The sequence below is a fragment of the Blastopirellula marina genome (genome assembly GCF_002967715.1).
Lineage (GTDB): Bacteria > Planctomycetota > Planctomycetia > Pirellulales > Pirellulaceae > Bremerella > Bremerella marina_B.
Genome location: NZ_PUIA01000003.1, coordinates 1 through 25,034, shown reverse-complemented (window position 1 = coordinate 25,034; position 25,034 = coordinate 1). Strand labels below are relative to the sequence as shown.

Annotated in this window: 23 protein-coding genes; 8 read left to right on the top strand and 15 right to left on the bottom strand. The window is 55.5% G+C overall.

Annotated features, from left to right (window positions below):
* Nucleotides 1-3: 3 nt before the first annotated feature.
* A complete protein-coding gene (locus tag C5Y96_RS00545; protein WP_105349604.1) occupies nucleotides 4-690 on the top strand; it encodes an ABC transporter ATP-binding protein in 687 nt (228 codons plus the stop codon).
* Between the two features lie 161 nt (nucleotides 691-851).
* On the opposite strand, the gene C5Y96_RS00540 is transcribed toward C5Y96_RS00545, so the two are convergent.
* A complete protein-coding gene (locus C5Y96_RS00540) occupies nucleotides 852-2,228 on the bottom strand; it encodes a hypothetical protein (RefSeq protein ID WP_105349603.1) in 1,377 nt (458 codons plus the stop codon).
* A 262-nt stretch (nucleotides 2,229-2,490) separates the two neighbouring features.
* On the opposite strand from C5Y96_RS00540, the gene C5Y96_RS00535 reads away from it, so the two are divergent.
* On the top strand, nucleotides 2,491-3,777 hold the full coding sequence (locus C5Y96_RS00535; protein WP_105349602.1) for a hypothetical protein: 1,287 nt from the start codon (nucleotides 2,491-2,493) through the stop codon (nucleotides 3,775-3,777).
* On the opposite strand, the gene C5Y96_RS00530 is transcribed toward C5Y96_RS00535, so the two are convergent.
* From C5Y96_RS00530 to C5Y96_RS00515, 4 genes are all read right to left on the bottom strand, one after another.
* Nucleotides 3,761-4,294 (bottom strand): DUF3916 domain-containing protein, encoded by a 534-nt coding sequence (locus C5Y96_RS00530; protein WP_105349601.1) that lies wholly within the window; start codon nucleotides 4,292-4,294, stop codon nucleotides 3,761-3,763. The genes C5Y96_RS00535 and C5Y96_RS00530 overlap by 17 nt on opposite strands.
* Nucleotides 4,295-4,359: 65 nt before the next feature.
* Nucleotides 4,360-5,169 (bottom strand): glycerophosphodiester phosphodiesterase, encoded by an 810-nt coding sequence (locus C5Y96_RS00525; protein WP_105349600.1) that lies wholly within the window; start codon nucleotides 5,167-5,169, stop codon nucleotides 4,360-4,362.
* A gap of 145 nt (nucleotides 5,170-5,314) precedes the next feature.
* On the bottom strand, nucleotides 5,315-6,853 hold the full coding sequence (locus C5Y96_RS00520) for an arylsulfatase (RefSeq protein WP_199188601.1): 1,539 nt from the start codon (nucleotides 6,851-6,853) through the stop codon (nucleotides 5,315-5,317).
* A gap of 217 nt (nucleotides 6,854-7,070) precedes the next feature.
* Nucleotides 7,071-7,571, bottom strand: a complete 501-nt coding sequence (locus tag C5Y96_RS00515; protein ID WP_105349598.1) for an SMI1/KNR4 family protein — start codon at nucleotides 7,569-7,571, stop codon at nucleotides 7,071-7,073.
* A gap of 257 nt (nucleotides 7,572-7,828) precedes the next feature.
* On the opposite strand from C5Y96_RS00515, the gene C5Y96_RS00510 reads away from it, so the two are divergent.
* Nucleotides 7,829-8,185 (top strand): ArsR/SmtB family transcription factor, encoded by a 357-nt coding sequence (locus tag C5Y96_RS00510; RefSeq protein WP_105349597.1) that lies wholly within the window; start codon nucleotides 7,829-7,831, stop codon nucleotides 8,183-8,185.
* Nucleotides 8,182-9,912 carry a SulP family inorganic anion transporter gene (locus C5Y96_RS00505; protein ID WP_105349596.1) on the top strand — a complete coding sequence of 577 codons (1,731 nt, stop codon included), beginning with the start codon at nucleotides 8,182-8,184 and terminating at the stop codon, nucleotides 9,910-9,912. The genes C5Y96_RS00510 and C5Y96_RS00505 overlap by 4 nt, the downstream gene beginning before the upstream one ends.
* Here the strand turns inward: C5Y96_RS00505 and C5Y96_RS00500 are convergent.
* The 3 genes from C5Y96_RS00500 to C5Y96_RS00485 form a co-directional block, all read right to left on the bottom strand.
* Nucleotides 9,888-11,774, bottom strand: a complete 1,887-nt coding sequence (locus C5Y96_RS00500; RefSeq protein WP_199188597.1) for a heavy metal translocating P-type ATPase — start codon at nucleotides 11,772-11,774, stop codon at nucleotides 9,888-9,890. The two genes, C5Y96_RS00505 and C5Y96_RS00500, sit on opposite strands and share 25 nt — an antisense overlap.
* 158 nt (nucleotides 11,775-11,932) lie before the next feature.
* Nucleotides 11,933-12,712 carry a hypothetical protein gene (locus C5Y96_RS00495; protein WP_146115460.1) on the bottom strand — a complete coding sequence of 260 codons (780 nt, stop codon included), beginning with the start codon at nucleotides 12,710-12,712 and terminating at the stop codon, nucleotides 11,933-11,935.
* 532 nt (nucleotides 12,713-13,244) lie between these two features.
* On the bottom strand, nucleotides 13,245-14,561 hold the full coding sequence (locus C5Y96_RS00485; protein ID WP_105349593.1) for a hypothetical protein: 1,317 nt from the start codon (nucleotides 14,559-14,561) through the stop codon (nucleotides 13,245-13,247).
* 536 nt (nucleotides 14,562-15,097) lie between these two features.
* On the opposite strand from C5Y96_RS00485, the gene C5Y96_RS00480 reads away from it, so the two are divergent.
* On the top strand, nucleotides 15,098-16,549 hold the full coding sequence (locus C5Y96_RS00480; RefSeq protein ID WP_105349592.1) for a Gfo/Idh/MocA family protein: 1,452 nt from the start codon (nucleotides 15,098-15,100) through the stop codon (nucleotides 16,547-16,549).
* Between the two features lie 119 nt (nucleotides 16,550-16,668).
* Here C5Y96_RS00480 and C5Y96_RS00475 read toward each other — a convergent pair whose 3' ends face one another.
* The gene (locus tag C5Y96_RS00475; protein WP_105349591.1) at nucleotides 16,669-17,802 is read right to left on the bottom strand and encodes a glycosyltransferase; all 1,134 of its coding nucleotides are present in this window, start codon (nucleotides 17,800-17,802) and stop codon (nucleotides 16,669-16,671) included.
* A 30-nt stretch (nucleotides 17,803-17,832) separates the two neighbouring features.
* The gene (locus tag C5Y96_RS00470) at nucleotides 17,833-18,666 is read right to left on the bottom strand and encodes a hypothetical protein (RefSeq protein ID WP_105349590.1); all 834 of its coding nucleotides are present in this window, start codon (nucleotides 18,664-18,666) and stop codon (nucleotides 17,833-17,835) included.
* Between the two features lie 154 nt (nucleotides 18,667-18,820).
* Between C5Y96_RS00470 and lpxA the strand changes: the two genes are divergently transcribed.
* The 3 genes from lpxA (at nucleotide 18,821) to lepB (ending at nucleotide 21,674) form a co-directional block, all read left to right on the top strand.
* The gene (gene lpxA / locus C5Y96_RS00465; protein WP_158261017.1) at nucleotides 18,821-19,627 is read left to right on the top strand and encodes an acyl-ACP--UDP-N-acetylglucosamine O-acyltransferase; all 807 of its coding nucleotides are present in this window, start codon (nucleotides 18,821-18,823) and stop codon (nucleotides 19,625-19,627) included.
* A gap of 142 nt (nucleotides 19,628-19,769) precedes the next feature.
* The gene (locus C5Y96_RS00460) at nucleotides 19,770-20,837 is read left to right on the top strand and encodes a radical SAM/SPASM domain-containing protein (protein ID WP_105349588.1); all 1,068 of its coding nucleotides are present in this window, start codon (nucleotides 19,770-19,772) and stop codon (nucleotides 20,835-20,837) included.
* A 216-nt stretch (nucleotides 20,838-21,053) separates the two neighbouring features.
* Nucleotides 21,054-21,674 (top strand): signal peptidase I, encoded by a 621-nt coding sequence (gene lepB / locus C5Y96_RS00455; RefSeq protein WP_105349587.1) that lies wholly within the window; start codon nucleotides 21,054-21,056, stop codon nucleotides 21,672-21,674.
* A gap of 49 nt (nucleotides 21,675-21,723) precedes the next feature.
* Here lepB and C5Y96_RS00450 read toward each other — a convergent pair whose 3' ends face one another.
* The 5 genes from C5Y96_RS00450 to C5Y96_RS27660 form a co-directional block, all read right to left on the bottom strand.
* Nucleotides 21,724-22,281 (bottom strand): GrpB family protein, encoded by a 558-nt coding sequence (locus C5Y96_RS00450; protein WP_105349586.1) that lies wholly within the window; start codon nucleotides 22,279-22,281, stop codon nucleotides 21,724-21,726.
* Nucleotides 22,282-22,494: 213 nt separating this feature from the next.
* Nucleotides 22,495-23,376: an ion transporter gene (locus tag C5Y96_RS00445; protein WP_105349585.1), complete on the bottom strand. Its 882-nt coding sequence runs from the start codon at nucleotides 23,374-23,376 to the stop codon at nucleotides 22,495-22,497.
* Nucleotides 23,377-23,782: 406 nt separating this feature from the next.
* Nucleotides 23,783-24,202: a hypothetical protein gene (locus tag C5Y96_RS00440; RefSeq protein ID WP_146115459.1), complete on the bottom strand. Its 420-nt coding sequence runs from the start codon at nucleotides 24,200-24,202 to the stop codon at nucleotides 23,783-23,785.
* A 226-nt stretch (nucleotides 24,203-24,428) separates the two neighbouring features.
* Nucleotides 24,429-24,758, bottom strand: coding sequence for a hypothetical protein (locus C5Y96_RS00435; RefSeq protein WP_105349583.1), 330 nt, complete (start codon nucleotides 24,756-24,758; stop codon nucleotides 24,429-24,431).
* Nucleotides 24,719-25,034, bottom strand: a 316-nt coding sequence (locus tag C5Y96_RS27660; RefSeq protein WP_214609065.1) for a hypothetical protein, incomplete at its 5' end; no start/stop codon positions are given. The genes C5Y96_RS00435 and C5Y96_RS27660, both read right to left, overlap by 40 nt.

The following is a 25,034-nucleotide window of genomic DNA, read 5'->3' as shown; positions in this document are numbered from 1 at the left end:
CCCATGATTCAACTTGAAGCAATCCGCAAGGATTACAACCGACGTGGACACGCAGTGACCGCGTTTCAGTGTGAAACTCAGCGAATCGACGATGGCGAGTACATCGCCATCGTCGGCCCGAGCGGAAGCGGCAAGACAACACTGCTTTCGATGCTTGGGGGAATGCTGTCTCCCACGACGGGCCGCGTGCTGGTCGACGGTATCTCGCTGTACGAACATTCGGTCGCCGAGCGTTCGGCTATTCGCGGTCAGAAGATGGGCTTTGTCTTTCAAAGCTTCAACCTGATCCCGTACCTGACCGCAATGCAAAACGTGCAGATCCCTCTCAGCTTCTCGAAGATACCGGCTGCTCAGCAGCAAGAACGTGCCACCGAGATGCTGATCCACTTGGGTCTGGCCGAACGCCTGCATCACAGGCCGTCGGAATTGAGCGTCGGACAGCAGCAGCGCGTCGCGCTTGCGCGAACGCTGGTGAACGATCCGCAGATCATTCTGGCTGACGAGCCGACCGGCAACCTCGACCCGACAAGCCGCGAAGTCGTGCTGGAAACGTTCGATCAGTGCCACCAGCAAGGACGAACGCTGATCGTGGTAACACACGATCCAAGCGTCGCGAAGCGAGCCACCCGGCGGCTAACGCTCGTCGATGGAATGCTCGTTGCGGAAGGGGCAATGAAAGCTGCAGCGTGATCGAACGCCCTGTCTAAGCTCGGGCAATGAATCCCATGTGCGAACCGATAACAAACCGGCGGCTATCTCAAAGTGGTCATCTGCCAACCGCCGGTTTGTTGGAATTGCAAGTCGAAAGCATGAGCGATCATCGTTCTTGTCATGATTGAAGCAGACTCGCCTTACTTCTCTTGCCGCTTCTGGGAAGTTGTGTCTGCATTGGAATCGTATTCGACCGAAATGTTAAAACGCTGAAACGCTTCTTGCCCGCCTGCTTTTGTTGAGATGATCACCTGCTGTACTCCATTTGCCGGTCTCGCTTTGGGGGTCCAATCAACCCGACCATCAGGCGATACCTTTAATCCGTCTGGTACGGACACGGCTTTGAAGTTGACCCGATCGCTGCTCGAGAGGACGTCGATCTGATAAGAATAAGGTTCGCCTACCAAAGCCGTACGTGGCGGCAGCGAAACGATATGTAGATAGTCGTCCCCCGACTCTTCCAATAGTTGCTTCAAATTGGCACCGATCAGCAGCACCTCCTTCTGATTCGCCGGCAAACTGAAAAGGGTGTTGGCCGTCGGCAACCATCGTACACGCGGGGCAAACTGCCAATGCCCCAGGTCCGTTCGTCGAACCCCATCGACCACTTGTCCTACGCTCTTGACCAGGGCAATCTTTTGCAGCGTTCCACTGGCACAGATCCAGACATCCGCGTCTTTCTGCCCCTCGATCGGCTGGACAGCGAGAAAGAAGTTGGGATCGTCGCAGGGTAGTAATACGAGATCCTTGAGATGGTCCGTCGCCAGTGGCTTCATGTCGGCATCGAACAGTTCAGAGCCATCGCGAAAATACATCGTGGCGTTGGCATTGGGTCTCATGTAACGGCCACCGTAGCTGTAGCCATCGGTCGACTTTGTAATCTTCGTGCGGGCACCATCAAGCTTCATCGCTGCGTATTGTTGCCCCGAAATACCGGGAATCCATCCCACAATCGTTTGGCCATCGCCGGAAGCGGTAATCTCATATCCCCAGTCGCCATACATACCGCCGGTGAGCATATCTCCTTCAAACGTCAGCGGCTTAAACGTTTTGATATCGAATAATTCCACCGGACCGCGTGTATGGCAGACAAGTGGCCCCTGCGACGCACTTCCCATGGCGATTCTCTGGGGATGAAAGTTGATCGGCGCGGGAAAACTCTTCTTGCGTTTAAGCGTGGCGATGTTGTAGCGGTGAAAGAGTCCCTGGCTCGGTACTAGCACAATCAACTGGTCGAGCCCGCCGGCCAGCATCAGGTCCTCTCCCGGGGCGTCGATTGTGTGGATAATACCCCCTGCTACGACATCCAAAAGAGCCAACTTCCCTGCCTCTTTCAAATGCAGCACGATATACCGCCCTGCCCCACCAGTAGCCATACTGACCCAGGGAGACACAAGCTCGATTGTGCGTCGCTGGCCGGTCGCAAGTGGCTTCGCAGCTTCGACGACATCCACTGCCGCGGAAGCCGCCGCGAGCACGCCTGCTACCGCCAATACGCGAAGAAATAAGTAAAGCATCGCCAGTATCCTCAATGGTTCCGAGACATCGTCCGGGCCTCATTTTCATCACTGGAAAAGGGGCGTGCAAGCGCGACGTATCGGCTGCTCGCAATCCGTTCGAGAAACCTCCCCTTTTTGCTACGGCATTCCCCCCTCTTTCCTTTGTAGAAAAGAGAATAGGAGGTCAAACTGAAACCCGCGGATGGCAGCTAGGCGGTACGACTCGGATCTGAAATACTATTTCCAAATACCGCAATCTCTTGGGGTTTAGGAAACGAGTATGAAGACTGTCTGGTTGCCGATTTTGTCTGTGCTTCTTTTCGTAAACGGCCTGCTGGCGGAAACCCCTCCGGCCACGGTCGACGAGGCTGCCAAGGCCATCGATTTCTCCAAGTTCAAGCTGGTCAATCCGGTTGAAGACAGCACGACGTCGTGCATCGCGTCGCAGTCGTACCGTGCCAAGGGGGATGTCGACCAGGTCACCAATGAGATCTCCAAGCAACTGACGGCCGCTGGCTTCAAGCAGGCCGAAGGAGCAACGATTACGCCTGCCTATGCCTCGGCTGTCTTTCTGAAGGATGGCTTTTCCGTCTCGCTTTCGATCTTTCCTTCCGGCGACAACCAGTCTGTCCAGGTAGCCCTGCGGAATCATGGGAACGTCAACCTGGAAAAGATCGTGGCCAGTGACAAGCTGCAAAAGACGTACGCCTTACCAGGCTCGGTGATGTACACGACCAAGCTTTCCCCAGAAGATGCCCGGAAATTGATTCGCCAGGAACTCGAATCGCAAAAGTGGGAATGGTTCGGCGATACGACGGTATCGTTTTTTATGCGTCAGAATGCCGTTCGCTTGCAGGTGATGGTCAACCAGTCCCCTGCCCAGCCAGGGACAACTGCGATTCAAATATCGAGCGAACAGCTCTCGACCGAGCTGCCAATCCCCTCAAAAGCGACGATGATCCAGTACGCTGACATCAACGGCGGGATGATCATGGACAGCACGCAATCGACCCCGGAACTGGTTGCCGACCTTCGCCAGCGTTTCGAGAAGCTAAAGTGGAAAAGCACGACCGACAACCTTGTGAAGGTCGGCATTCACGATCACCTCATTTTCCGCAACAACAAAGAAGAACTCGCCGACTGCGAATTCTTCGAGTTCGACGGCAAGTCGCGGTGCAAGATTTCGTATCAGACCAAAGAGCAAGTCGATCGCGAGAACGCCTTGGCCAAGAAGGCCGCGATGGATGCGGAAGCCAAATCGAAAGCAGCCGCCGAGATCAAGAAGGTAACCATCAGCCCCATCGCGGGCGCGAAGGTTAAAAGCAAGAATCAAATTAGTATCCAAACCAAGAGTGGTGGAGCCGCTGCTATCCTGAAAGCGTGGCTGGACAATATGAAAGCCGACGGCTGGAAGCTGGAATCGACCGTCGACACGCCCCAGGTGGCTGAACTGTCGCTCGAAAAGGACGGAGTCAAGCTGAGTATCACCCTGGTAGACCCCGGCTTTATCCCTGGTGAAATCGAGATTCGAGCGGATAAGAATTGCGAGATTATCCCAGGACGTTGACGGGCAGGTGATGTCCTAGGATGTACTGCTTTCCACGAAACTCATAGCCATCTTCCTCATCTCGAATGATCTCATCGTACTCGATGAACGTGTACCGACTGAGATCAAAGCCGTTCATGAAGCATGGGGCCGATGGCGACTCCACTCGGTCCCATGTTTGCCACACGTTTTGGCGATGAATGAATGATTGAAAGTATTCATGACTGAAGAAGGTACAATATTCCGAAGCGAACCCATCTGGCAGCGATGTAATGACGCACGAGATGTATTGAGGATCTTGATTCTCTAACCACTCGATACCATAGGCAAACCAGGCCTTCAGCCATCGATTCGCAATCTTCCGACGCCCAAGTAATGCCTTCTGGTATATCGGAATCTTCCAGTTGTAGTATTCGCATCCCAAGTCATCTGGTTCCAAGCGATGTTGCGTAATTCGCTGCAGCCGCGTATGGAACTCGCGCAATCGACGCCCTTGGCCGCGGAACTTTTTCTTGGGATGAAGGTCTAGTCTGCGCATGGGACCGATTCACCTGAGGTGGGAAACGCCCCTCCCAGGACTTCCATTACCCTCTTCAACTCAGGCTACTCTAACTTCTCTTTAATCCCCTGAATCACCGTCGGAATGTCGGTGCAGTGGACGTCGGCACCCAGGCCGCGTGTCAGCAGGTAGTCTTCCCCGGCGCGGCCTGGCCAGCAGTTGACGCCGATGCCGTTTTTATGTGCCTCTTCGACGTCCGCGCGAGACGTCCCCTTCAGCTGGCAGGCAATCCGGTCGGCCCCAAGCTGCTTGGCTCGCTCGATGAATTCGGTCGAGCATGGCTTGCTGGCGATCAGCGACATCGGGGCCTTCGGATCCAGAGCCTCGACCGCTTTCAAGGGTCGTTCGTCAAACGACGAATAGACATAGGTCGAACCTTCCGCCTTGCGGGCCTCGGCAGCGGAGTAAAGCTTCTTGCAGTAGTCGTCGATCACTTCATCAGGGTAAAGCTTTTTATTGCTGATCTTCATTTCCCATTCGATGTAGACGCCTGGCTTATCGGCGAAGTATGCCAACAGTTCGTCCAGAAAGAGCATCTTCTGCCCCTTCTTGGTGGCAACGCCTTTCAGTTCGGCTGCCGTCATGTGTTCGACGGGCCCGGTCGCGTTGTGGGTTCGATCGAGCGTGTCGTCGTGCAGAATCACCAGGACGCCATCCTTGGTCATGCGGACGTCGGTTTCGAAGCCGCGAATCCCGCGCTCGTAGCAGGCGCGAAATCCTTCCATCGTGTTCTCTTCAAATTCATACGCACCACCCCGGTGGGCCAGAATCACCGGCCCTGCTGCCAACACGCGGTTCGTTCCAGTCAACACAAGCAGCAACAACAATCCAAACGTCATCAAACGAAGGCGCATCAAAACATTCCTATCGATATCTGCCCTGCAAGAGCGAGGGCTTAAGGCGGGTAAACAAAAAAATAGGCGTCCCGCCAAGAGTGACAGGACGCCCATTAGCATAGCATTTCTTAGTTAGCAAAGTAATGAGCTTTCGCTCACCTGCTTACTTGCCAGGTGCTGGCGGGGAACTGAGCGCCTCCAGAGCATCGCCGACGGTGAAGCTGGCTGGCTTTTGACGCGGAGGATACTCCTTAAACGTTTCAAGCACGCGGGCAACTTCCTGCTGAACCGGAACCAGCACGTAGGCGCGGCGATACCACCAGTCGTTGTAGTTCATCCCTTCGTCTCCACGCTCGCCTGGATCGATCTTCAGGTCGAAGAAGATTGGCGCTCGGAGGGTCGTAAACGGATTACGCCAAACATCGATACCGGTCGCTTCCTGGATCATGAAGTGAGCCTTGATGCGCTTACCGCGAACTGCCAGCAGGTCGCCGTCGTCGCTGAAGTACATGAAGCCCTTACGCGCACTTTCGTCGGTCTTGCCGGCCAGGTAGTCGCTCTGGTCGAAGCCATCGAGGTGAACCTTGTACGTCTTGTCGCCAGCCTTGTGCCCCTTGAGCAGCTTGTCTTTGATGGCAGGATCACCGGCAGCGGCCAACAGCGTTGGCAGCCAGTCTTCGCCAGCAACGAGATCTTGGAACACAGTCCCTGGCTTAACCGTACCGGGCCAGCGAATCACAGCAGGCACGCGCCAACCACCGTCCCAGTTAGTGTTCTTCTCGCCTCGGAAAGGCGTTGTACCGGCATCCGGGTACAGGCAGACCATCGGGCCGTTGTCGGTCGTGTAGACGACAATTGTGTTATCAGCGATACCGAGTTCGTCGACGTAGTCCAACAATTGACCGATGACGGCATCGTGCCCCACCATGCCGTCGGCGTAAAAGCCCAGGCCCGTCTTGCCAGCGTACTTGTCACTGACGTGGGTGAAGTTGTGCATTCGCGTCGTGTTAAACCAGCAAAAGAACGGCTTATCGGCCTTGGTCGAACGTTCCAGGAAGTCCTTGGCAACTCCCAGCACCTCTTCGTCGATGGTTTCCATACGCTTCTTGGTAAGTGGGCCGGTATCTTCAATCTTGCCGTCCGCCGTACTATGGATCACACCGCGTGGACCATACTTCTTCTTGAATTCAGGGTTCTTGGGATAATCTTCGTTCTCTGGTTCTTCTTCAGCATTGAGGTGGTACAGGTTGCCGAAGAACTCGTCGAACCCGTGGTTGGTCGGCAGAAACTCATCCTTGTCGCCAAGGTGATTCTTACCAAACTGGCCCGTTGTATAACCAAGCGGTTTGAGCAGTTCCGCAATGGTTGGATCCTCTGGCTGCAAACCAAGGTCGGCACCCGGCAGACCCACCTTCGACATGCCGGTGCGAAAGGGCATCTGGCCGGTGATGAAAGCCGATCGCCCGGCCGTACAGCTTTGCTGAGCGTAATAGCAGGTGAACTTGCCACCTTCTTTGGCCAAGCGGTCAATATTTGGGGTCTCGTAACCCATCAGGCCGCCGTTGAAGGTGCTGATGTTCCAATAACCGACGTCGTCTCCAAAGATGATCAAGATATTCGGCTTGTCGGCGGCACGGGCATTCTGCCCGATCGCCAAACAACAAAGGGCAGCAAAAGCGAGCAACAACTTCCTGGTTTGCATCATGGTGTCCTCCACATAAAAGACTGCAAGACGAGAGGGGCGAAGCAACCATAGCGGCAAACATCAATACGGTTCCGCTATGAACCGTTTTTTGTAGTCGTTACATAGTGCGCCTACAAATTAATTTAACGCGACCTAAGCAAGAAACGCAGAGAAGGTGCATCACCCATCCAAACCCGGTCATCCGACGAGTCTTTAAACTCTCTCAGAAAACCGCTTAAACCGTGATCCGATTGGCAAGCCACCCCTCGATAAACTCAGATAGCGAACCAGCCAACAGGACGAGGTAACCTTCCATCGAATACCAGGCCACAACCGGGCAATCTGGCACCTCGCTGGGCGAAACGGGACAGCCAAATAGAATTCCATCCGTACCGGCCGACGCAAAGAACAACGTATCTCCAATGCCCAGCTCGGCGTGGTCTTGCATGGCACTCTCGCGAGCGTGCAGGTTTTCTTTCCGCATCATCTCGATCGGCCAGATCAGCCATAGGCTCTCGAAGAACACTTGCCCATCGACCGAAAGCAAATCCATCACCCCGTCCGACTCCAGCAACAACGATCGTAAATCCGCCGGCAACGAGACCTTCAGACACGCTTCCGCTTCTTCAATCTCACCAACAGCGCACGGCGGATAGAATGCTGGCTTGCTGCTGGTCCCCTCGGCATCCACCCGGGAACCATACGCACGCAGGATAACTTCTCGCCACGTATCCATTGAAAACTCCTGTCGCAAACCGCAGCTCTTCGATTCTCGTACGGGAACGTGGGATTCGAGTGAACGCAGATCGTCCCCATCTGTCAATCTACTACGAATCCAACCAATGCCGAAACTGTCATCCCATTCTGGCCTGGCTCGCCGCGGACCAAGCCTGTCCGGCAGCGCACCGCTTGACGTAATCCGGCCCCCTTCTATATTCGATAATTAGAATATTGCAATGCATTAAACCATTTGGGATTGAGTAAGGGCACGTGATGCTGGACACGATGCGGCAGTTCAAAGCAGGTATCTTTCAGGCACTCGGGCACCCTACCCGGGTCGCCATCGTCGAACTGCTCAGCCAGGAAGAGATGTCGGTGGGGCAGTTGTGCGAGCAGGTTGGTGTCGAGCAGGCCAACGCCTCTCAGCACCTGACTGTCTTGCGCAATAAGTACATCGTTGACAACCGCAAGGAAGGCAACCAAATCTTCTACCGGCTTCGCGATCCCTTGCTGGGCGAGGTACTTGAAAAGATGCGGGAATACTTCTTCGCACACCTGGAAGAAGCGACCGAAATGCTGCGTGTCGAAAAGCGAGAAGCCAAGAAGAGCAAGCAGGAGACCAGGCGATGAAACCGGGCAGGATGCCAAAGTTGGTCGAGACCTTACGTGGCTATAACCTCAAAACGTTCCTCAACGACTTGATCGCCGGGCTGACGGTCGGGCTCGTGGCCTTACCGCTGGCGATGGCCTTCGCCATCTCGTCCGGCGTACCGCCGCAAGCCGGTTTGTATACCGCAGTCGTAGCCGGGTTCCTCATCTCAGCACTTGGAGGTTCCAAGACACAAATCGGTGGTCCGACCGGGGCATTCGTCGTCATCGTATTCGGCATCGTCGCCCAGCACGGGCTGAACGGCCTGCTCGTCTGTACCGTCATGGCAGGCATTATGCTCGTGCTGCTGGGGCTGACGGGCCTCGGTACGGCGATTCAATTCATCCCGCGCCCCGTGGTCATTGGGTTCACCAACGGAATCGCCGTCCTTATCGCCAGCACGCAGATTAAAGACTTCTTCGGGCTACAGATCGAGCACGTCCCTGGCGAATTCGTAGGCCGGATGCACGCCATCGTGACGCACTTCCATACCATTTCCGCAACGTCCACCGTGCTGGCCGTCGGGGCGCTGGCCGTGGTGATCGTATGCATGACGTACTTCAAAAAGATTCCCGGCTCCATCGTCGCCATGCTGCTGGGAACCATCGTCGTAGCGTTGGGTTTGTCGGTTGAAACCATCGGTACCCGGTTTGGCGGCATCCCCAGTGGCCTGCCTCCGATCACTGTGCCGCAGTTCGACCTGGCCATGATTCCGGCCCTGCTCTCCCCTGCACTGACGGTTGCCCTGCTGGGGGCTATCGAGTCGCTGATGTCTGCCGTCGTGGCCGACCGGATGAGTGGCGATAAACACAATCCGAACGTAGAACTGGTCGCCCAAGGGATCGCGAACATTGCAGTCCCGTTTGTCGGGGGTATTCCCGCAACGGGTGCCATTGCCCGCACGGCGACCAACATCCGCTCCGGAGCCAAGACCCCCGTGGCAGGCATGATCCATGCGCTGACACTGCTCGCGGTGCTGCTGTTTGCCGCCCCGCTGGCCCGCTACATCCCGCTGGCCGTATTGTCGGCGATTTTGCTGGTCGTGGCTTACAACATGGGCGAGTGGCGCGAAATCCCCAAGCTATTGAAGATGTCGTGGGCCACCATCGCCGTCTGGGCGACGACGTTCACGTTGACCGTCTTCGCCGACCTGACAATAGCCGTGCAGGTCGGAATCGTCCTCGCCGCATTGCTATTCATCCGAAAGGTAGCCATGACCACGACCATCGAGAACGTGACGAAGGATTACGTTGAGGACGGACGAATGCATGCCTTGCAGGATAAGCTCATCCCCGATTTCGTCACCATCATCCGCATCCACGGCCCGTTCCTGTTCGGAACAACTGAGAAGTTGTTGGCCATTGCCGATCAGATGGAAAACCTTAGACCGGTCGTCATCCTGCGGCTACGCAACATGACCGCCATCGATGCGACGGGCCTACTTGCCCTCGAGGACTTCGCCGACAAGCTCCGCGCCGCCAACCGCCAACTGATCCTCTGCGGAGCCAGGCCTCAGCCAGCCAAGCTGATGCAGCAAGCCGAACTGCAACGCCACTTAGGCAAAGAAAACATCTGCCCCCACATCACCGCCGCACTTGAGCGAGCCCAAGCCCTGCAAGCGAAGCCCGTCGATACCAGTCCACTTGCAGCACCAGATGGAACTACCGCCGGTCTGCCAGAATCTCACTCGGGCAGTTGCTCTCCATAGTCGGACAACTCCCCTTGCGGCCAGGCGGCACGCAGTGCGTTGAGTACCGCGAGAATGTCAATGAACTCTTGCGAGATTGCTCCTGCCACCGGTGGCAGGTACCCCATCGCAGCGAGAAGCATGCCGGCCAAGCTGAGAACCATGCCTCCGACCGCACTTTGAAGAGCGATCCGTCGCATCCGACGACCAATATGCATCAGATCATCAACACGCCCCAAGGTGTTGTCCATCAGCACGGCACCGGCCGCTTCGGTCGTCACTTCACTTCGCTGCCCCATGGCCAACCCCACCGTGGCGGCAACCATCGCTGGTGCGTCGTTGATCCCGTCTCCCACGTATACGGTTGGGGCGCGAGCCGTTTCCTCGCGAACGATGGCCAGTTTCTCTTCTGGACTCTTGCCGGCGTGCAACTCGGTAATGCCGACGCGCTGTCCTAAGTACTCCACTTCGGAAAAGCGGTCGCCAGAAAGCAGCATCACCTTCTCGAATCCATGCTTTGGAGCCAGGTGCCCGACGAAGGCAGCACCTTCACGGCGCGGCTCATCTCGAAACCGGTAAGTGGCCGCGTATTTCCCATCGATCACGACGACACACTCGAGGCCACCCGTCGAAGGCGGAACATCTATTCGCAAGTCCGGCTGCGCGAGCATCAACTTCTTCGCACTGGTAACCTGAATCTGGCGATTGTCGACGGTTCCCAGCAAACCTTCCCCGGGACGCTCCTGCACGCTGTCCGCCGGCAGAAGCGTAAGTTGCGATGACTCAGCGGCCTTGATAATCGCGGTCGAAAGAGGATGCTTCGAGTACTTCTCAAGGCTCGCACTCAGTCGCAAAACTTCCTCAGGCGGAAACCCCGGATCGACATGCTGCTCAACCAACTTCGGTTCACCATAAGTGAGCGTTCCCGTTTTATCGAAAATCATCGTGCGACAACGATCGATTCGTTCCAGGACGGCCGGATCGCGAATGATAATGCTATGCCGGGCAGCCAGAGAAATCGAACCGATAATGGCAACCGGAATGGCAATCAACAAAGGGCACGGCGTAGCAATCACCAGCACAGCCAGAAATCGAACGACTTCACCGCTGAGAAACCAAGCCACCAGGGCAATCGCCACGGCAAGTGGCGTGTAATAGGCCCCCAGCAAATCACCGAGCCTGCGTAGCTGGGGACGCTGCTGTTGCGACTGCTGCATGACTTCCATGATGCGGGCATAGCGAGAATCGCTCGGCAGTCGAACCGAACGGATACTCAACGCCGCTTCCCCGTTGATGGCTCCGGAAAGCACGTCGGAACCGACCGATTTCGACACACGGTAGGGTTCCCCGGTCAGATAGGCCTCGTCCATGCTGCCATGTCCATCGATCACAACTCCGTCGACCGGACAGATATCGTGGGGAAACACAACCAGGACATCATCGATTTGGATTTCCTGAATGGGGATGTCGCTGATTCCCGACTCCGTCTGCTTGTGGGCAATCGATGGCATGCGACGGGCCAACGCATCGAGTACCGATGACGCTTTCCGAACCGCGAACGCTTCCAAGGCTTCGCCCCCTGAAAGCATCAAAACCACAAGTGTTCCGGCGAGATACTCACCTAATAGAACAGACGTGACAATCGAAATACCTGCCAGCAAATCCGAGCCGAATTGTCCCCGCACAAGCCGAATCGTAAGTTCAGCAACGAGTGGACCTCCACCGACTCCCAGCGAGGCCCACAGAAACCACCGAGCCGTTGATTCTTCCGCTCCCCAAGCAAATCGAAGAAGCAAATAGAGGGTAATCGAAACGACCGTAAAAATCGCGATCGCCAGATGTCGTCGATCCCACCACCGTGAAAGATTAAGCATGTTGCCCATCGCGAGATCCAATCGAACATCACTAGCGGACGAGTCTGCCAATGATCGTTGCCACGTAGATGAATTTTCTAGTCACACTCGCCAAGTTTCTTTCTAACTCGACTCAAGAGGATTGAACAGGCGGGCAGGTTCCAGCTTCCAGAGCACCCGACCGCATGCTATTCCACTTCCCCATCGCGGAGGCGCTGTTGCACTTCGTCGTCGGTAATCACCTTTCCGATGGTTAACTTTCCCATGGGCTTGTCATCCTCATCAACCAGTTCGAATTGAGTGGCCGTTCGGTCCTCTTCAAGATAGGTCACCAGCCAGTAGGGAGGATTAACATCCGTATAGGGCCAGAATTCCTCGGGAAACTCGTCATGGATGATTCCGTCAGCGGTGACCGCCGACGAACGAATTTTCCCGCCTCCTGTATTGAGAAATAGCTCATGTTCATTCTTCGTCTGCAAAATCCAAATCGCGTTCCCCTCGAAGAGCTCAAAGCCATCAAACGTAGCAAGGCAACGATAACCGTTGGCATCGACCTCCTTCATCGCTGCCGGCAACAATCCCTTCAAATACTTGAGTTGTCGATTCAGTGGACCATACTTCCGGTCGAGATAGTTTTCGGTAGCCAGTTTGGCGGCAGCAACGACTGCTTCGAGGTCATCGCACCCTTCAAACGTGGAACCGTTGACCATCAAGCGATCGGCAAACACTAAGAGGTGCCCCTTCTCAATTCCCCCAACACTCACTCCCCATCCCTTGTGCTTCCCTAGCGTCTTCATCAAGTCTGTCAGCCACTCAACGGACCAGCCCTCAGGCTCGTAGACCTCCATGTTGTGATAGCGATCGTCGTTATATTGATCGTCGACTACCCAATAACGCTTCTGATCGGCTCTCGACTCAGGCCCTGTTTCTCCATGCTCTTGAGTTGTCGCTAAGATCGCCAGTCGCACTTTCCAGAATTCCTCGAAAGGCGTTTCGCCCTTGGGATTTGGATTTGGCACGTACGAGGAATCGTAGTATGCGACCGGCACGCTCATGGGTTCTTTACTCAGATTGTTAGAAGTCGATTCGTTGGAATGTTTCTTTTCCCTGCAACCCAGGGTTGTAGCAGTGATCGAGAGTAAAAGTAATGTGGCAGCAATTCTCAACATTTCACCTACATGTACTTTGATCCAATGAAGTTAACCAGCAGGCACCACGGCACGTCCTCCCATCGAATCGCGTTCCTGAAGTGCACTACGGCAGACTTCAACCGTAGTAGGTAGTGTGTCCGAAAGTGCCGAAATTTCACCTGTAGAAATGAATGTAACGTCCAGTTCCATTCATTAAAAAGGAAATGGATGTCATCCAACCAGTTCGTGAATGACATCCATTCTATATCTGTGGCGAGAATCCTAGGAAGGCTTACAAGCCGAGTGCGATCCCTTCCCATGGCCGTGCGATTTTGCAACGGCCAAGGGAATACCGCCCGACGATAGATCACTACATCCCTGGCGTCTTGCTGTGGGCGTTCTGCGGGAAGTCGAAAGTCAGCACGAGGGGTTCGCTGCCGGTGTTTTCGATTTCCACGCCGCCGCCCGAAAGCGCTGCCTGGGTGATGAAGCCGATCTCGGAGTAGAGCTCGCCGAGAACCATATTCTGGTTATAGTTCACGTCGAGCTTGCCAACACGACCACTTCCGCCGTTGGTATGGAACATCGCGGGGCTCTCAGGCTTGAAATTCGTCTTGGCACCAGGTTCCAAGATGAGCCGCAGAATCGAGCACTTCTGTTCGCCGAGCAGTTCGCCATAGACGATCCACTTGGCGTCGACACCGTTGTCGCTGAATTCTTCCGACTTGATCGCCGGACGCGAATTCTTCAAGACAAAGTCAGGGTCCTGGTTCGCTTCGAAGTCGAACTGCTCTACCAGGTAGTCCCAGTCGCCGTGCTTCGACTTTGGATAGTCTTGTTCGCGGCAAGCGTAGAACGCGGCTTCGGCACTGATACGCCCGTCGAGCGTAACGTCTTCGGCCAGGAAGTGCTCGTCCATCGTGACGTGCAGCTCGTGCGTGCACAGGTCGGTGGGTGAATGCAGAACACCGTTCGGCATCACGAAGCCGTCATCCAGTTTCATCATGGTGTGCGGTGCCAGGTGGCGAATGCCGTTGTACTCGCCCTGCCCGTATCGCTTCATGCAAGCCAAGAACTGGTCTTTGGTCACGAACGGATACAGCCCCATCGCGGTGGTATGATAGTGCGAAGGGCTGACACCGGGGTTGTCGTACGAATTGATGTCGTAGACTTCCCACTTCTTCCAGTGCAGGTGGTCTGGAATCGGATTCAGGTTGTCGAACTTCTTCGACACGATCGGCCATGTCGGATCGCCGAACATCGCTTTCGCAAAAGCGGTGATCTTTTCCCCCATGACGGTCTCGGGATTGGCCGCGATCAAATCCTGGAGCGAGATAAACTGTCCATCCGCCGTAAGGACGTGTGCTTCCCCTTCGCGAAATGGTTTCTTGCCGGTACGGGTGTCGATGACGCCGGTCACGATCGGCACGGTGCAGCACATCCAGATTTCATCGAGACCGGTACCACCCATGTAGTCTGGATAGTACGACTTCTCTTCCAGACGAAGACGCTTGCCTGGGCTACAAAACGTGCGGCCTGCATAGCGGTGCAGAAGTTGGAACACGCCGCCGTTCTTGTTAAGACAATCGTCTAGAACCGCAGCGACGCCGTCGCTGGTTCCGTCGATCACGTTTTGTTGAGGGTACTCGTGCAGTTTATCTGCGAGAATTGAGGTCGAAGGAGCCATGAACAGTTTTCCTCTAAGGACCGAAAAGCGTCTCTGTTTCCAAAAACTCGGGAGAGACGAGTTAGGTTGTCATCTTGGCTGTACGTAACCAGGCGGGCGTACAAATGTAGGAGCCAACGTTATATCAAAATGAGGGGTGCAAGGGGAATCAGGGCCGGAGTGAATCACGGAAACGGCACCCACGAACTGACAGGCTTTCCCCGGCGATTTTCAAGGTGGTTAATGACATCTGGCAGCAAGCGTGCCCCCCATGCGGTCGTTTTCTTCCACAATGGTGTCCGAAACCGACAAGGCGGTGTCGTATAATTCATAATCGAGCAAACCGTATCCGCCCAAAAAAACTCGTCCCTGTTTGCCAGCCAACCCCAGGCTGTTTAGAGACATCCCTCTAGAATTCGTGTTACACTCTGACATAAGAGGGAATACGTGCCGAAATGGAGTCCCCACCCGGCATGGTTTCCCAGCTCATCCCGATCGCCTGGGGTTCGTGACTGCTTGCAAACGAAACCCCTTCACCTACCAGAAAGGCAACCCCCATGACCTCGATCAACCGATCCATATCGCGTCGTAGCTTTCTGCACACCGGCCTTGCCGCCGGCGTCTGGCTTGGCACCTCATCTAGCCTCACCTTTGCTGCCAACGCGAACGATGAGATCGGCGTGGGCCTGATCGGCTGCGGCGGTCGTGGCGGCGAGTTGATGAAGTATTTCATGAACATCGACGGCGTGAAGATGGCAGGGTTCTACGATCCCGATCCAGGGCGAGCCAACGCGGCGAAGAAGGCCTCGAAGTCGGAAGGTAAAGTTCACGCCAGTCTCGACGACCTGCTGGCCGATGATTCGGTCGACGCCGTGATCATCGCCACGTGTAACCATTGGCATTGCCTCGCTGCTATTCGGGCGATGGAAGCCGGCAAGGATGTCTATGTCGAGAAGCCCCTTTCGCACAGTCAGTGGGAAGGCGAGCAGACCGTTGCCGCCGCGCGCAAGTACAACCGAATTTGCCAGATGGGAACCCAGCAGCGTTCCGACCCCATGCAGGCCGAGATCAAAAAATTCCTGCACGAAGACAAGGTACTCGGCGAAATCCAGTCAGCTCGGGTCAATCGATACGGACAACGAGGTCCGATCGGCAAACGCACCGAGCCGTTGGTGATCGATTCCAAGATCGACTACAACATGTGGCTCGGCCCAGCGCAGGACGTGCCCATCTATCGCAACAACCTGCATTACGACTGGCACTGGGACTGGAACACCGGCTCCGGCGAGATGGGCAACTGGGGCGTGCACGTGCTGGACGATGTCCGCAACAACATCTTCCTGGACAAGGTCACCCTGCCTCAGCGGATCATCGGTGGCGGCGGACGCGTAGCCTGGAACGATGCCGGCCAGACCCCCAACGTCCACTTTGTGTATTTCGATACCGGCTCGATTCCGGTTGTCATTGGCCTGAGCAACCTGAAGTTACTTGGCTCGGCTAAGCCACCTGGACCTGGTAGCGGCTACATCGCGTACTGCGAAGGGGGGCGTCTGGAAGGCCAACGTGGCAAGGCGGTTGCCTTCGACAAAGACGGCAAAGAAATCAAGTCGTTCAAAGGAAGCGGCGGCAATGAACTGCATCAGCAGAATTTCATTAACGCCGTGCGTTCGCGCGATGCCTCGTCGCTCAACACCGAGGTGCAAGTCGGCAACGATACGACCGGCTGGTGCAATCTCGCCAACATTGCCTTCCGGGCAGGCGACACCTTCAGCTATGCTGCGGCGAAAGAAGTCAGTGGCGATGGCGGCATCTGGAATAGCTTGCTGGAAGAAACCGACAAGCACCTCCAGTCGCACAACATCAAGATCGAAAGCTCGGAGATCAAACTCAGCCCGATGCTGACGGTCGATGTCGAAAGCGGACAGTTCGTCGGCGACGCTGCCGATCAGGCCAACGTCTTCCTCAAACGCGAGTACCGCAAGGGATTCGAAGTCCCCAACCTCAGTTAGGGACCGGCCTGATAACCAGCCCAAAGTAAAAGAGTTCGTCGCGTACCTACGCAGCGAGCTCTTTTTATTTCTAAGCCTGAGAAACTAGAACACTCGATCCGGCAGCAAACGGCAAAAACTTAGGCCGCTCTTGCATCGTTCGACTTGCTTTCCTTGCGTTGCAATCGTGCCAATTTGCGGGTCATCCACGACTTGGCATTCCGAACGAATTGCGACGTCGCACCTTTTGGACGAGGCTGAACAACGTGACGCGTCACGTGCCACCACTCCGCCATCTTTCCCATGGCGCGAAGTTCGTCGAGATAGTCCCCTCGGTCGCTTGTTAAGTGCTGCTGAATGACTTCCTCGTAAATTTCCAGCAGTTGATCGTAGATCGCATCGGTGCTGTTATTCTCGCGAATGTACGCACACACCTTGGCGGCGTCCTCGGCATCGTATCGTTGAATTTGTTGAACCAGGCGCTGTTCGGTTACCGGAAACGACATGGCTCGCCGTCCCCATTGGTTCAAATGAGCGACTTCGTCCGAGGTCACGAGGAAACTCATTCCGAACACATCGCAGTAGATGACAGCGCATCCTACGGCCAGTGCCTCCCGGGCACACCGGCCTTTGGCGAAAACCAGATCGTATTCCGGCAGACGTTTGTGGGGTTCGTCGCATACGGCTCCAAAATGCTGGCCAACGGCATCGAGTTCGATTCCCAGCTGATCACACGCACGTTGAATGGGCTGGATCGATTCGCGATTGCCATAGCTGCTGAAGATGATCGCCTTGCGCGGCTTCGCCGGCAAAGGGCAGCGACGTTGAAACAGTTGCAGGTCGACCGGGTTGGTCAAAATGGTGACTTGGCTCCGGTCGATTCCCTCGGCCAAAACCAATCGGTCGGCACAGGTTTGATCCACTGCCAGGTAACGCCCAATGCGAGGCAGCTTCGGAGGCGTATCATGCCAGGCATCAAAATCGTGACAAACAAAGATGCCAGGCGTCGTGGGGAAATACAGCATGGCCGCTAACGTCTGCAGCGTATGGTGACCATGAATGATGTCAGGCGTTTCACTTATCTTGTCGAGCGTGGCCACGATAGGAACGGAATTCCGAGCCAGCTCTTTCGCCAGCGGACCTTGGTCGGGGCTATACACAATCGGCGAGTGGCCGCTGCGGATCAGCGCTCGCGCCAGATCATGGACATACATTTCTGTCCCTGACCGACCAATCATTTGCGTATTGGTGATGAGTATCTTAAGTCCGTTCATTCTCACCTACATGCCCTCGGTAATCCAAGCTTAACCGATCACCGACATCGAATCTTCCCTCAGCAGTTTCGCCGCTAGTGGGGCAAAGTGCTCGTGGAACGTAATCGCTTGCTGCGATCTGCCTGACGCTACCCGCAAATGCCCACGCTGATCGTAGGTCGCCCAATCACCGACCTTAGGTGGTTCACCAAAGGTTCGCGTCACCGAAGTCCAGCGATAATATTCCGTCTGATATTCCTTCTCTCCCCAGTCCTTCACGACACTCTGCAACTCATCGTTCACCCCTTGGGTAATGCCGCTGAAAAAACCGTTCATGTCCCCCAGAAACTGACGCTTGCAAGCAATCTCGTCGTCGGTCAGTCGCACGGCCGGCCAATCTTGAGTCTGGCGTTTCTGCCAAGGAACCGTTTGCAGTCCAATGCCATGCTCTGCCAGCGAAATGGGTGGGCTATCCGAAGGCTGACACTGCACCGCCGAGGTCACCAGCAACGGCACAAGATCGTGGGCCGAGTTGTACCACTCGAATGCGTCCGTAAAAACGATCCCAGGCTGAAGCGCCCCCAGCCAATCGGCAATCGCATCGCGCTGCGTCACAAACCAGTCGTCATCCTGGGCAAGATAACGCTCGTAGATTTCCGATTCCGAAATGGAACCGAACGTAACCGTTCCTCGAAAGCCAATCGCCGCTAGTTTTTCCCGAAACGCGTCTGCAAACCCATCCCCACCAAAGATACCTGGCGAAAGATAATACAGATTCGGTTGCAGTCGCAGCACTGCCGCAAAGGTAAACCATTCGTGAGCCGGATGCGCGAAGACCATCCCCGTGGGGCGTCCGGAAGGTGCTAGCAGATTTTCACCATCCATGCTTTCCCTGCCTTTGCCGCGTACCAATGATTTGCCTGCCGAAACATCCTTAAACTCAGGTTGACCTTTATAAGCATTTTGAGGGATAAGAAACAGAGACATATTCCGTAGCAATTCATCCCGATAACGCCTGATGCCCCTTACCCACGACCCCATGATTAGCCCCTTGGCGCAAATCGCAGACGACGTCGTCATCGGCGAAGGCTGTCGCATTGCCCCAGGCGTCGTCGTTGGCTCTGCCACCAAGCTGGCCGATGGCGTCAAGCTGGAACAAGGCGTCCGACTGGGCGAGAACAACGAGCTTGGTGTCGGCACGGTAATCAAGTCCGGCACGCAGATTGGCAGCGACAATCAAATCGCTGAATACTGCATCGTGGGGGGCGATCCCTTGATCGCAAAACCAACCGCATCGCAGGGCCGACTTTGCATTGGCGATCGGAACGTCATCCGAGAGTTCGCCACCATCCAGGTCGGCACAGGCATTGATGGTGTTACCTGCATCGGTAACGACAACTTCATCATGCCCAACGTCCAGATCGGTCACGACTCGCGTATCGGCAACCAGACCACGCTCACCAACAAGTCCTCGCTGTGCGGACACGTGACGATCGAAGACCAGGCAGTCCTGGGACTGGGGGTCACCATCCACCAGCGCTGCAGGATCGGCCGCCTGGCGATGGTCGGCGCGACAGCCTACGTCTCGCGCGATGTGATGCCCTTCGTCCTGGTCGACGGCCGCAGCGGCAGCATTGTCGGCCTGAACAAAGTCGGCCTCCGCCGACGCGGCATCTCCCAAGCGGTGATCTCAGAACTCAAAAGCGCCTACCGAGTCTTCTTTCGCCAATCGCTCTTACGCGAAGAAATCATCGCCCACCTAAAAAAACACCCCTGCCCCGAAGTCCAGGAGATGCTCTCGTTCCTGATGACTAGTAGCCGGGGTATCGAGCAGGCACGGAAGTAACTGGCGATCCAAGATCCGCCAATGCCAAATAGCCCCTAGGTACCAAATGCTTGCATGGATCTTATATGTCTGGGATTATAAGATTCATAAACAAGATCGCGGATGGTAGACTCCGTCGATCGCTTTTCTTGGGAGTAGTCGGATGCATACAAGCTTTGGTCTCACGCTGGTCGTGAATCACGCGTGCAATCTGCGCTGCTCGTATTGCTACACCGGCGAGAAGATCCGGCGTCCTCTGCCGCTGCAGATGGGATGCAAGGCCATCGACCGGGCAATTCGTTCCCTGCGGCCTGAGGGGGCGCTCGAATTGTCGTTCTTCGGTGGCGAGCCACTGATCGAAGCGGAGTTGGTGCTCGACCTGGTGAACTACGCTCGCTCCACTGCCAGCCGTCAGGGTGTCCGCTTGGCGCTAAGCATGACGACCAACGGAACGATTGACTCGCCTGCGGCATGGTCGGTCATGACACTGCCGGAACTCGAATTGGCAATCAGCCATGACGGGTTGCCAGGCGTACATGATGGGCAACGCGCTACGGTCGACGGCCTGCCCAGTTCGGCTCGAGTCCAAAATACAATGACGCGGTTGATCGATGCCGGAAGAGAATTCCGTGTCGTGATGGTGGTCCAGCCATTTAATGTTGATACACTGCCCGATGGCATGGAGTATCTAAACTCACTTGGCGTGCGACGATTCGATCCGTCACTCAATCTTTGGACAACCTGGAACCAGTCTGACGGCGAACGTTTGAAGGTATCGATTCGCCGTGCCGCAGATTTCTGGGGAGAGCGACTGCCTGAATGCAGCGTAAGCTGGTTCGATGAAAAGACCGCACGAGCGACAGGAATTCCCATAACGAAAACGGCAAGGTGCGGTTTTGGCCACGGCGAGATCGCGGTAACGCCGGCGGGAAATCTTTATCCGTGTGAACGCCTGGTTGGTGCTGACGAGCCTGATAATCCGATGCGTCTACCAGGCAACGTGTTGGATGGCGATGACTTCCTTACGGCTGCGTCACTTCCCGATATATGGTCGGATGATTGCGCCCCATGTAATCTGAGATCACTATGTAATACCAAAATCTGTCGCTGCAGCAATTACATCCGGACAGGCGATGTAAACCGCCCCGATGGACTTCTCTGTTTGCTGGATCAAGCTTGCTACCAGGAAACCATCCGCGTCCTGGAGTCGCGATTCCTCTCCTCGAACTAAGGTGCCCTATGGACGAACCTCCCAAACCCGACGAATCGTTGGCAGATGTACCGCCGACCCCTGTCACTGCGCCACCAACGCATACGCCCAGCAATTTTGGTATGAACGGGTTAGTACTGGCGGCGGCGAGCGTAGGAGCAGTTTTTCTCATCGGGGGAACGATGACTCCGTGCGTGGGAGCGACACGTTCCGCCAAATTACAGTGGCAAGAGCGAAATGCACAAATCGAACAAGCCGAACACGATGCCAGAGCCAGAGAATCCCAGCAAGAGTAACGCACCGCTTCGCAGTCGCCTTGCTTCAATTGTTCGCGGATGCCCACGCTGGATCGAGCGCGGCTTGGCCGTGTTCGGGGCGATAGTCGCTATCTACTGGCTAACCATGGACCTCTCCGTCGTCATTTCCCCCTCGATGCAACCGACTCTCATGGGAACCGACCCCGACAACGGCGATCGCGTGATCACCGAGAAAGTAACTCGTTGGTATCGTTCGCCGCGCCGCTGGGAAGTCATCACATTCATTAACGATTCCGGCGATAAGTTAATGAAACGTGTCGCAGGTCTTCCAGGCGAAAACATTCAAATGCTTCCCGATGGCGAATTACTCATTGATGGCCAGCCGGTCGAATGCCCCGAGTCGCTCGACCTCAAATACTTGAGATTCGGCAATTTAATGGAAGGCAAGCCAGTCTCGTGCGGTGATGGTTATTATGTCCTGGGGGACGATCTCAAAGATTCCGACGACAGCCGTTTCAACGGCCCGGTACCTGCCCATAGAATCATGGGCCGCGCCTGGCTGATTGTCTGGCCGATGTCGCGTGTGGGCTGGGTGCACTAACCTACGATGGAATGGCCCTAGACAACGAGACTGCGTGCTACGCAGATCCCTAATCTGCTTGCCACCCACTCTGCGTGGCCCACTCGCTTGCCGCGTAATAGACCGTATCCATGTACGGGTCTTTGATCGCGTAGTAGGCGTCTTCATCGTGGGGAAACTTCCGAGCTAGTTCCTTTTTAATCTGGGCATACGCGTCACAAATGGCCGGGTGGGCCACGAGATAGTCCCTGAAAAGGAGCGCGTAGCGTTGATTGAGCCGACCTATCTCGCGCACATGAACATGAACAGGCCGCTCCCCTGGCCCCTGCTTAAAGAACATCTTACTGAGTTCAGGCGAGTCCGGGGCAACACCCACCAGCAGGTCGTGGGTGATCTTGGGCCGATGAACGAAGCCGCACGACTGCATCCACTGTGGCAAGCCCCCCAGGCTAAGATCCGCGACCGTTACCTGAATATCGATAACGTCCTTCGCCGCCAGCCCAGGCACCGAGGTCGACCCGATATGATCGACCCTCACAGCCGTGTCCGATAACACCGCTTTCAACCGCTCGGCCAGCTGAAGAAACTCTGTCGGCCACTGGGGGTTGGGGTCAACGATTTCGATCATGGTCTGTTGTCCCTATCACCAGAAGAAGAAACGGCGTTAAGTTTCATTGCTTGTATCAGGGATTGCTCTCTCCGGTCTTCCGGCAACGTGGCCGTGGCGAAGTTAGGGGCACGGTTCGATTGGGCTGCGTTCGCAACTCGGAACGATGCTTATATGAATGCAGCGTCCCAGCTTGTTGGCACTGCCCACAAGCACGACCTGGGGGCGTGCGATTCAAAGCATGGTTCCGCAATACTTGCAGTACTGGGCATCTTTGTCGTGCCCTTCGGCCATGCAGTTTTCGCAGACTCTTACTGTGATATTTTTCTTAGCGGCCTGGGCGAATTCCGCCGAAACAATCCCCGTCGGCACAATAATCATGCAGTAGCCCAACAGCATCATGCACGCCGCGAGTGCTTTGCCCACCGCGGTTACCGGCGAGACATCACCATAACCGACCGTGGTCATCGTGACGACCGCCCAGTACATGCTCTCAGGAATCGAGTCGAATCCACTGGACGTCGCTTCCCCGCTGTCGTCCATTCGACCTCCTTCAATCAGGTGCATCGCCGAACCGACAATGACCACTGAAATTACCACAAACGACAGAAACACGGCCACCTTGGCCCGGGCCGCCCAAATCGCATTGCGCAACGCTTCGGCTTCAGAAAGCATGTGGGCCAGCTTGAAGATTCGGAATGCCCGCAATAGGCGAAGTGCCCGGATCGTCGTCAGCCGCTGCGTTCCGGCACCGGAAGTAATCGGAAGAGCGATCAGATAAGTCGGCAAAATGGCCAGCAGATCAACAATGCCGTAGAAACTGAACACGTACCGGAGCGGACGGCGGGCACAAGCGATCCGCACAGCATACTCCACCGTGAATAGAATCGTGAAAAACCACTCGGCTCGAACCAACAGAGCCCCATGCCGCAGCCGGATCGACTCAACACTCTCCAGCATCACGACCAGCACGCTAAGGAAGATCGCAATGAGCAGCAAAACATCAAATAAGACACCGGCCGGGGAATCGGCTTCGAAAACAACTTCATAAACTCGCTGCCGCCACGAGCGATCGTCTTCTGGCAGGCGGCTCTCGACGTTGGTTCCCAATTCCATTCCCCCTAAGACCTGATCCCACCTCCTCGATTTCCCCAGGAGCGAGAAACTCAGGCCGCATAATCGAGAATCTAAGTTACTCAGGCTTGAATGCCGGCCGTGATCAACTCGTCGGCCCCGTGGCACGGTCAAGTCCCCAGATGCTCGACTTCTCAACGTGTGGCACAACGGCCGTCAGCAGTGCGAATGACCGATTGACTCAGCCTAACATAATAGAAGCGTCTAGCGATTTGAATTTAGAACCCGTTTGTCAGCATGCGAAAACGTGAGCCTCAACGGCTTCCCCCGTCTCTCCCCCATCATTCTGGCCGGAAACTATATCGGCTGGGTGCACCATCCAGCCATAAAACTTCCGCGTTCCACAGGAAGAAAATATGATCGCCAGCGCCACTCTATCGTTGGCACTTTACCATGCTGCAAACGCAAAAAGTGCCACAAGCATACTGAATGCAATGGCCAGCATGGCTGCGGTGCTGCCACACCCACTACCAGTTGTGACTATCGGTAAGTCGGCCACATTCCACGTAAAGTCCGGGTCCAACGAACCATCGTTTAGGTATGTTTTCAGAATCTTTATAGCAGCTGCGCGATCGACGCGACCTGCCGGCTGCTGTGCGGCAGGCTTTTTGAGATCGAGATAGAGAACGAGTGCCGAGCCGCCGGTAACCGTTTCTTGTACGGCATGCTTCGCGTCTTGAAAGACAGCGACCCCCAGAATGCTCTTTTTCTCAAACAGACGTTCAAGATCCGCTTCCGTAGCCGGATCAATCTTCTCTTCACCAACTTCGATGTAGGCCATGCCGTTGTAACTCAACTTTACTGGCAAACGTGTGATTCTCCGAATCGAACGCCCTGAGGATACCAGAAGTCCTCCGCACATCAATCTCACGCTAGGTGGTACCGGCCAGCGATGCTACCTCCGTATGCCACTAGCGTCCTGCCAGTACCAATCAGATCCCAGGCTGCCAATTAGATCCTGTCCTAACTTATAGATACCCCATACCAGCGGGCATCTACAAGCTTACCCAACCAGGCAAATTGTCCTCGGCTTGCTATCCGGTTTCGATCAAGTCGAGAGCTGCAATAAAACTGGCCAAGTCCTCCAACCAACGCTCTTGGCTTCGATTGACGCGGCTGAAGTAAAGTTCAATCGGTCGCCCCCGCACCCCGCACGCGTAGCTTTCGTCTAGGTCGATATTCTCGCCCACCCCATCGAAACCAGGAAAGTCGAGCAAGATGGCAGGGCTATTGTCGAATCGACGAATCTCCCAGACCGCCGCGCCCGGCACATCAAGCGTTTCGGAACTGCGTCGATGTTCGACAACCTTCCATCCGCGTTGAACTAGCTGGCCGTAGAGGTCTTGAAGATGAGATTGGGACATGATTCATCTTGGTACATAACGACGGAGGTAACGGTGCTGCCGTCAAAACTCGAATGTTTCCAAACCCGCGTAATCGGCGGTTCCCTTTCACCGCATTTTTTTGCCGCTTTTACAGGCAAGTCGGCAAGCGAGGACGGCTGAGTGCCACGCAACGCTGGTAACAATTTCTCCCGGCGCAAAAAATAAGTCTTGATGCGGAAGGCGGTTGGGCCTTCAATGCTCGTCGCCAAACCAACAATACTTCCAAGAAGGAACTTGGAATGTCGCATCAAGACA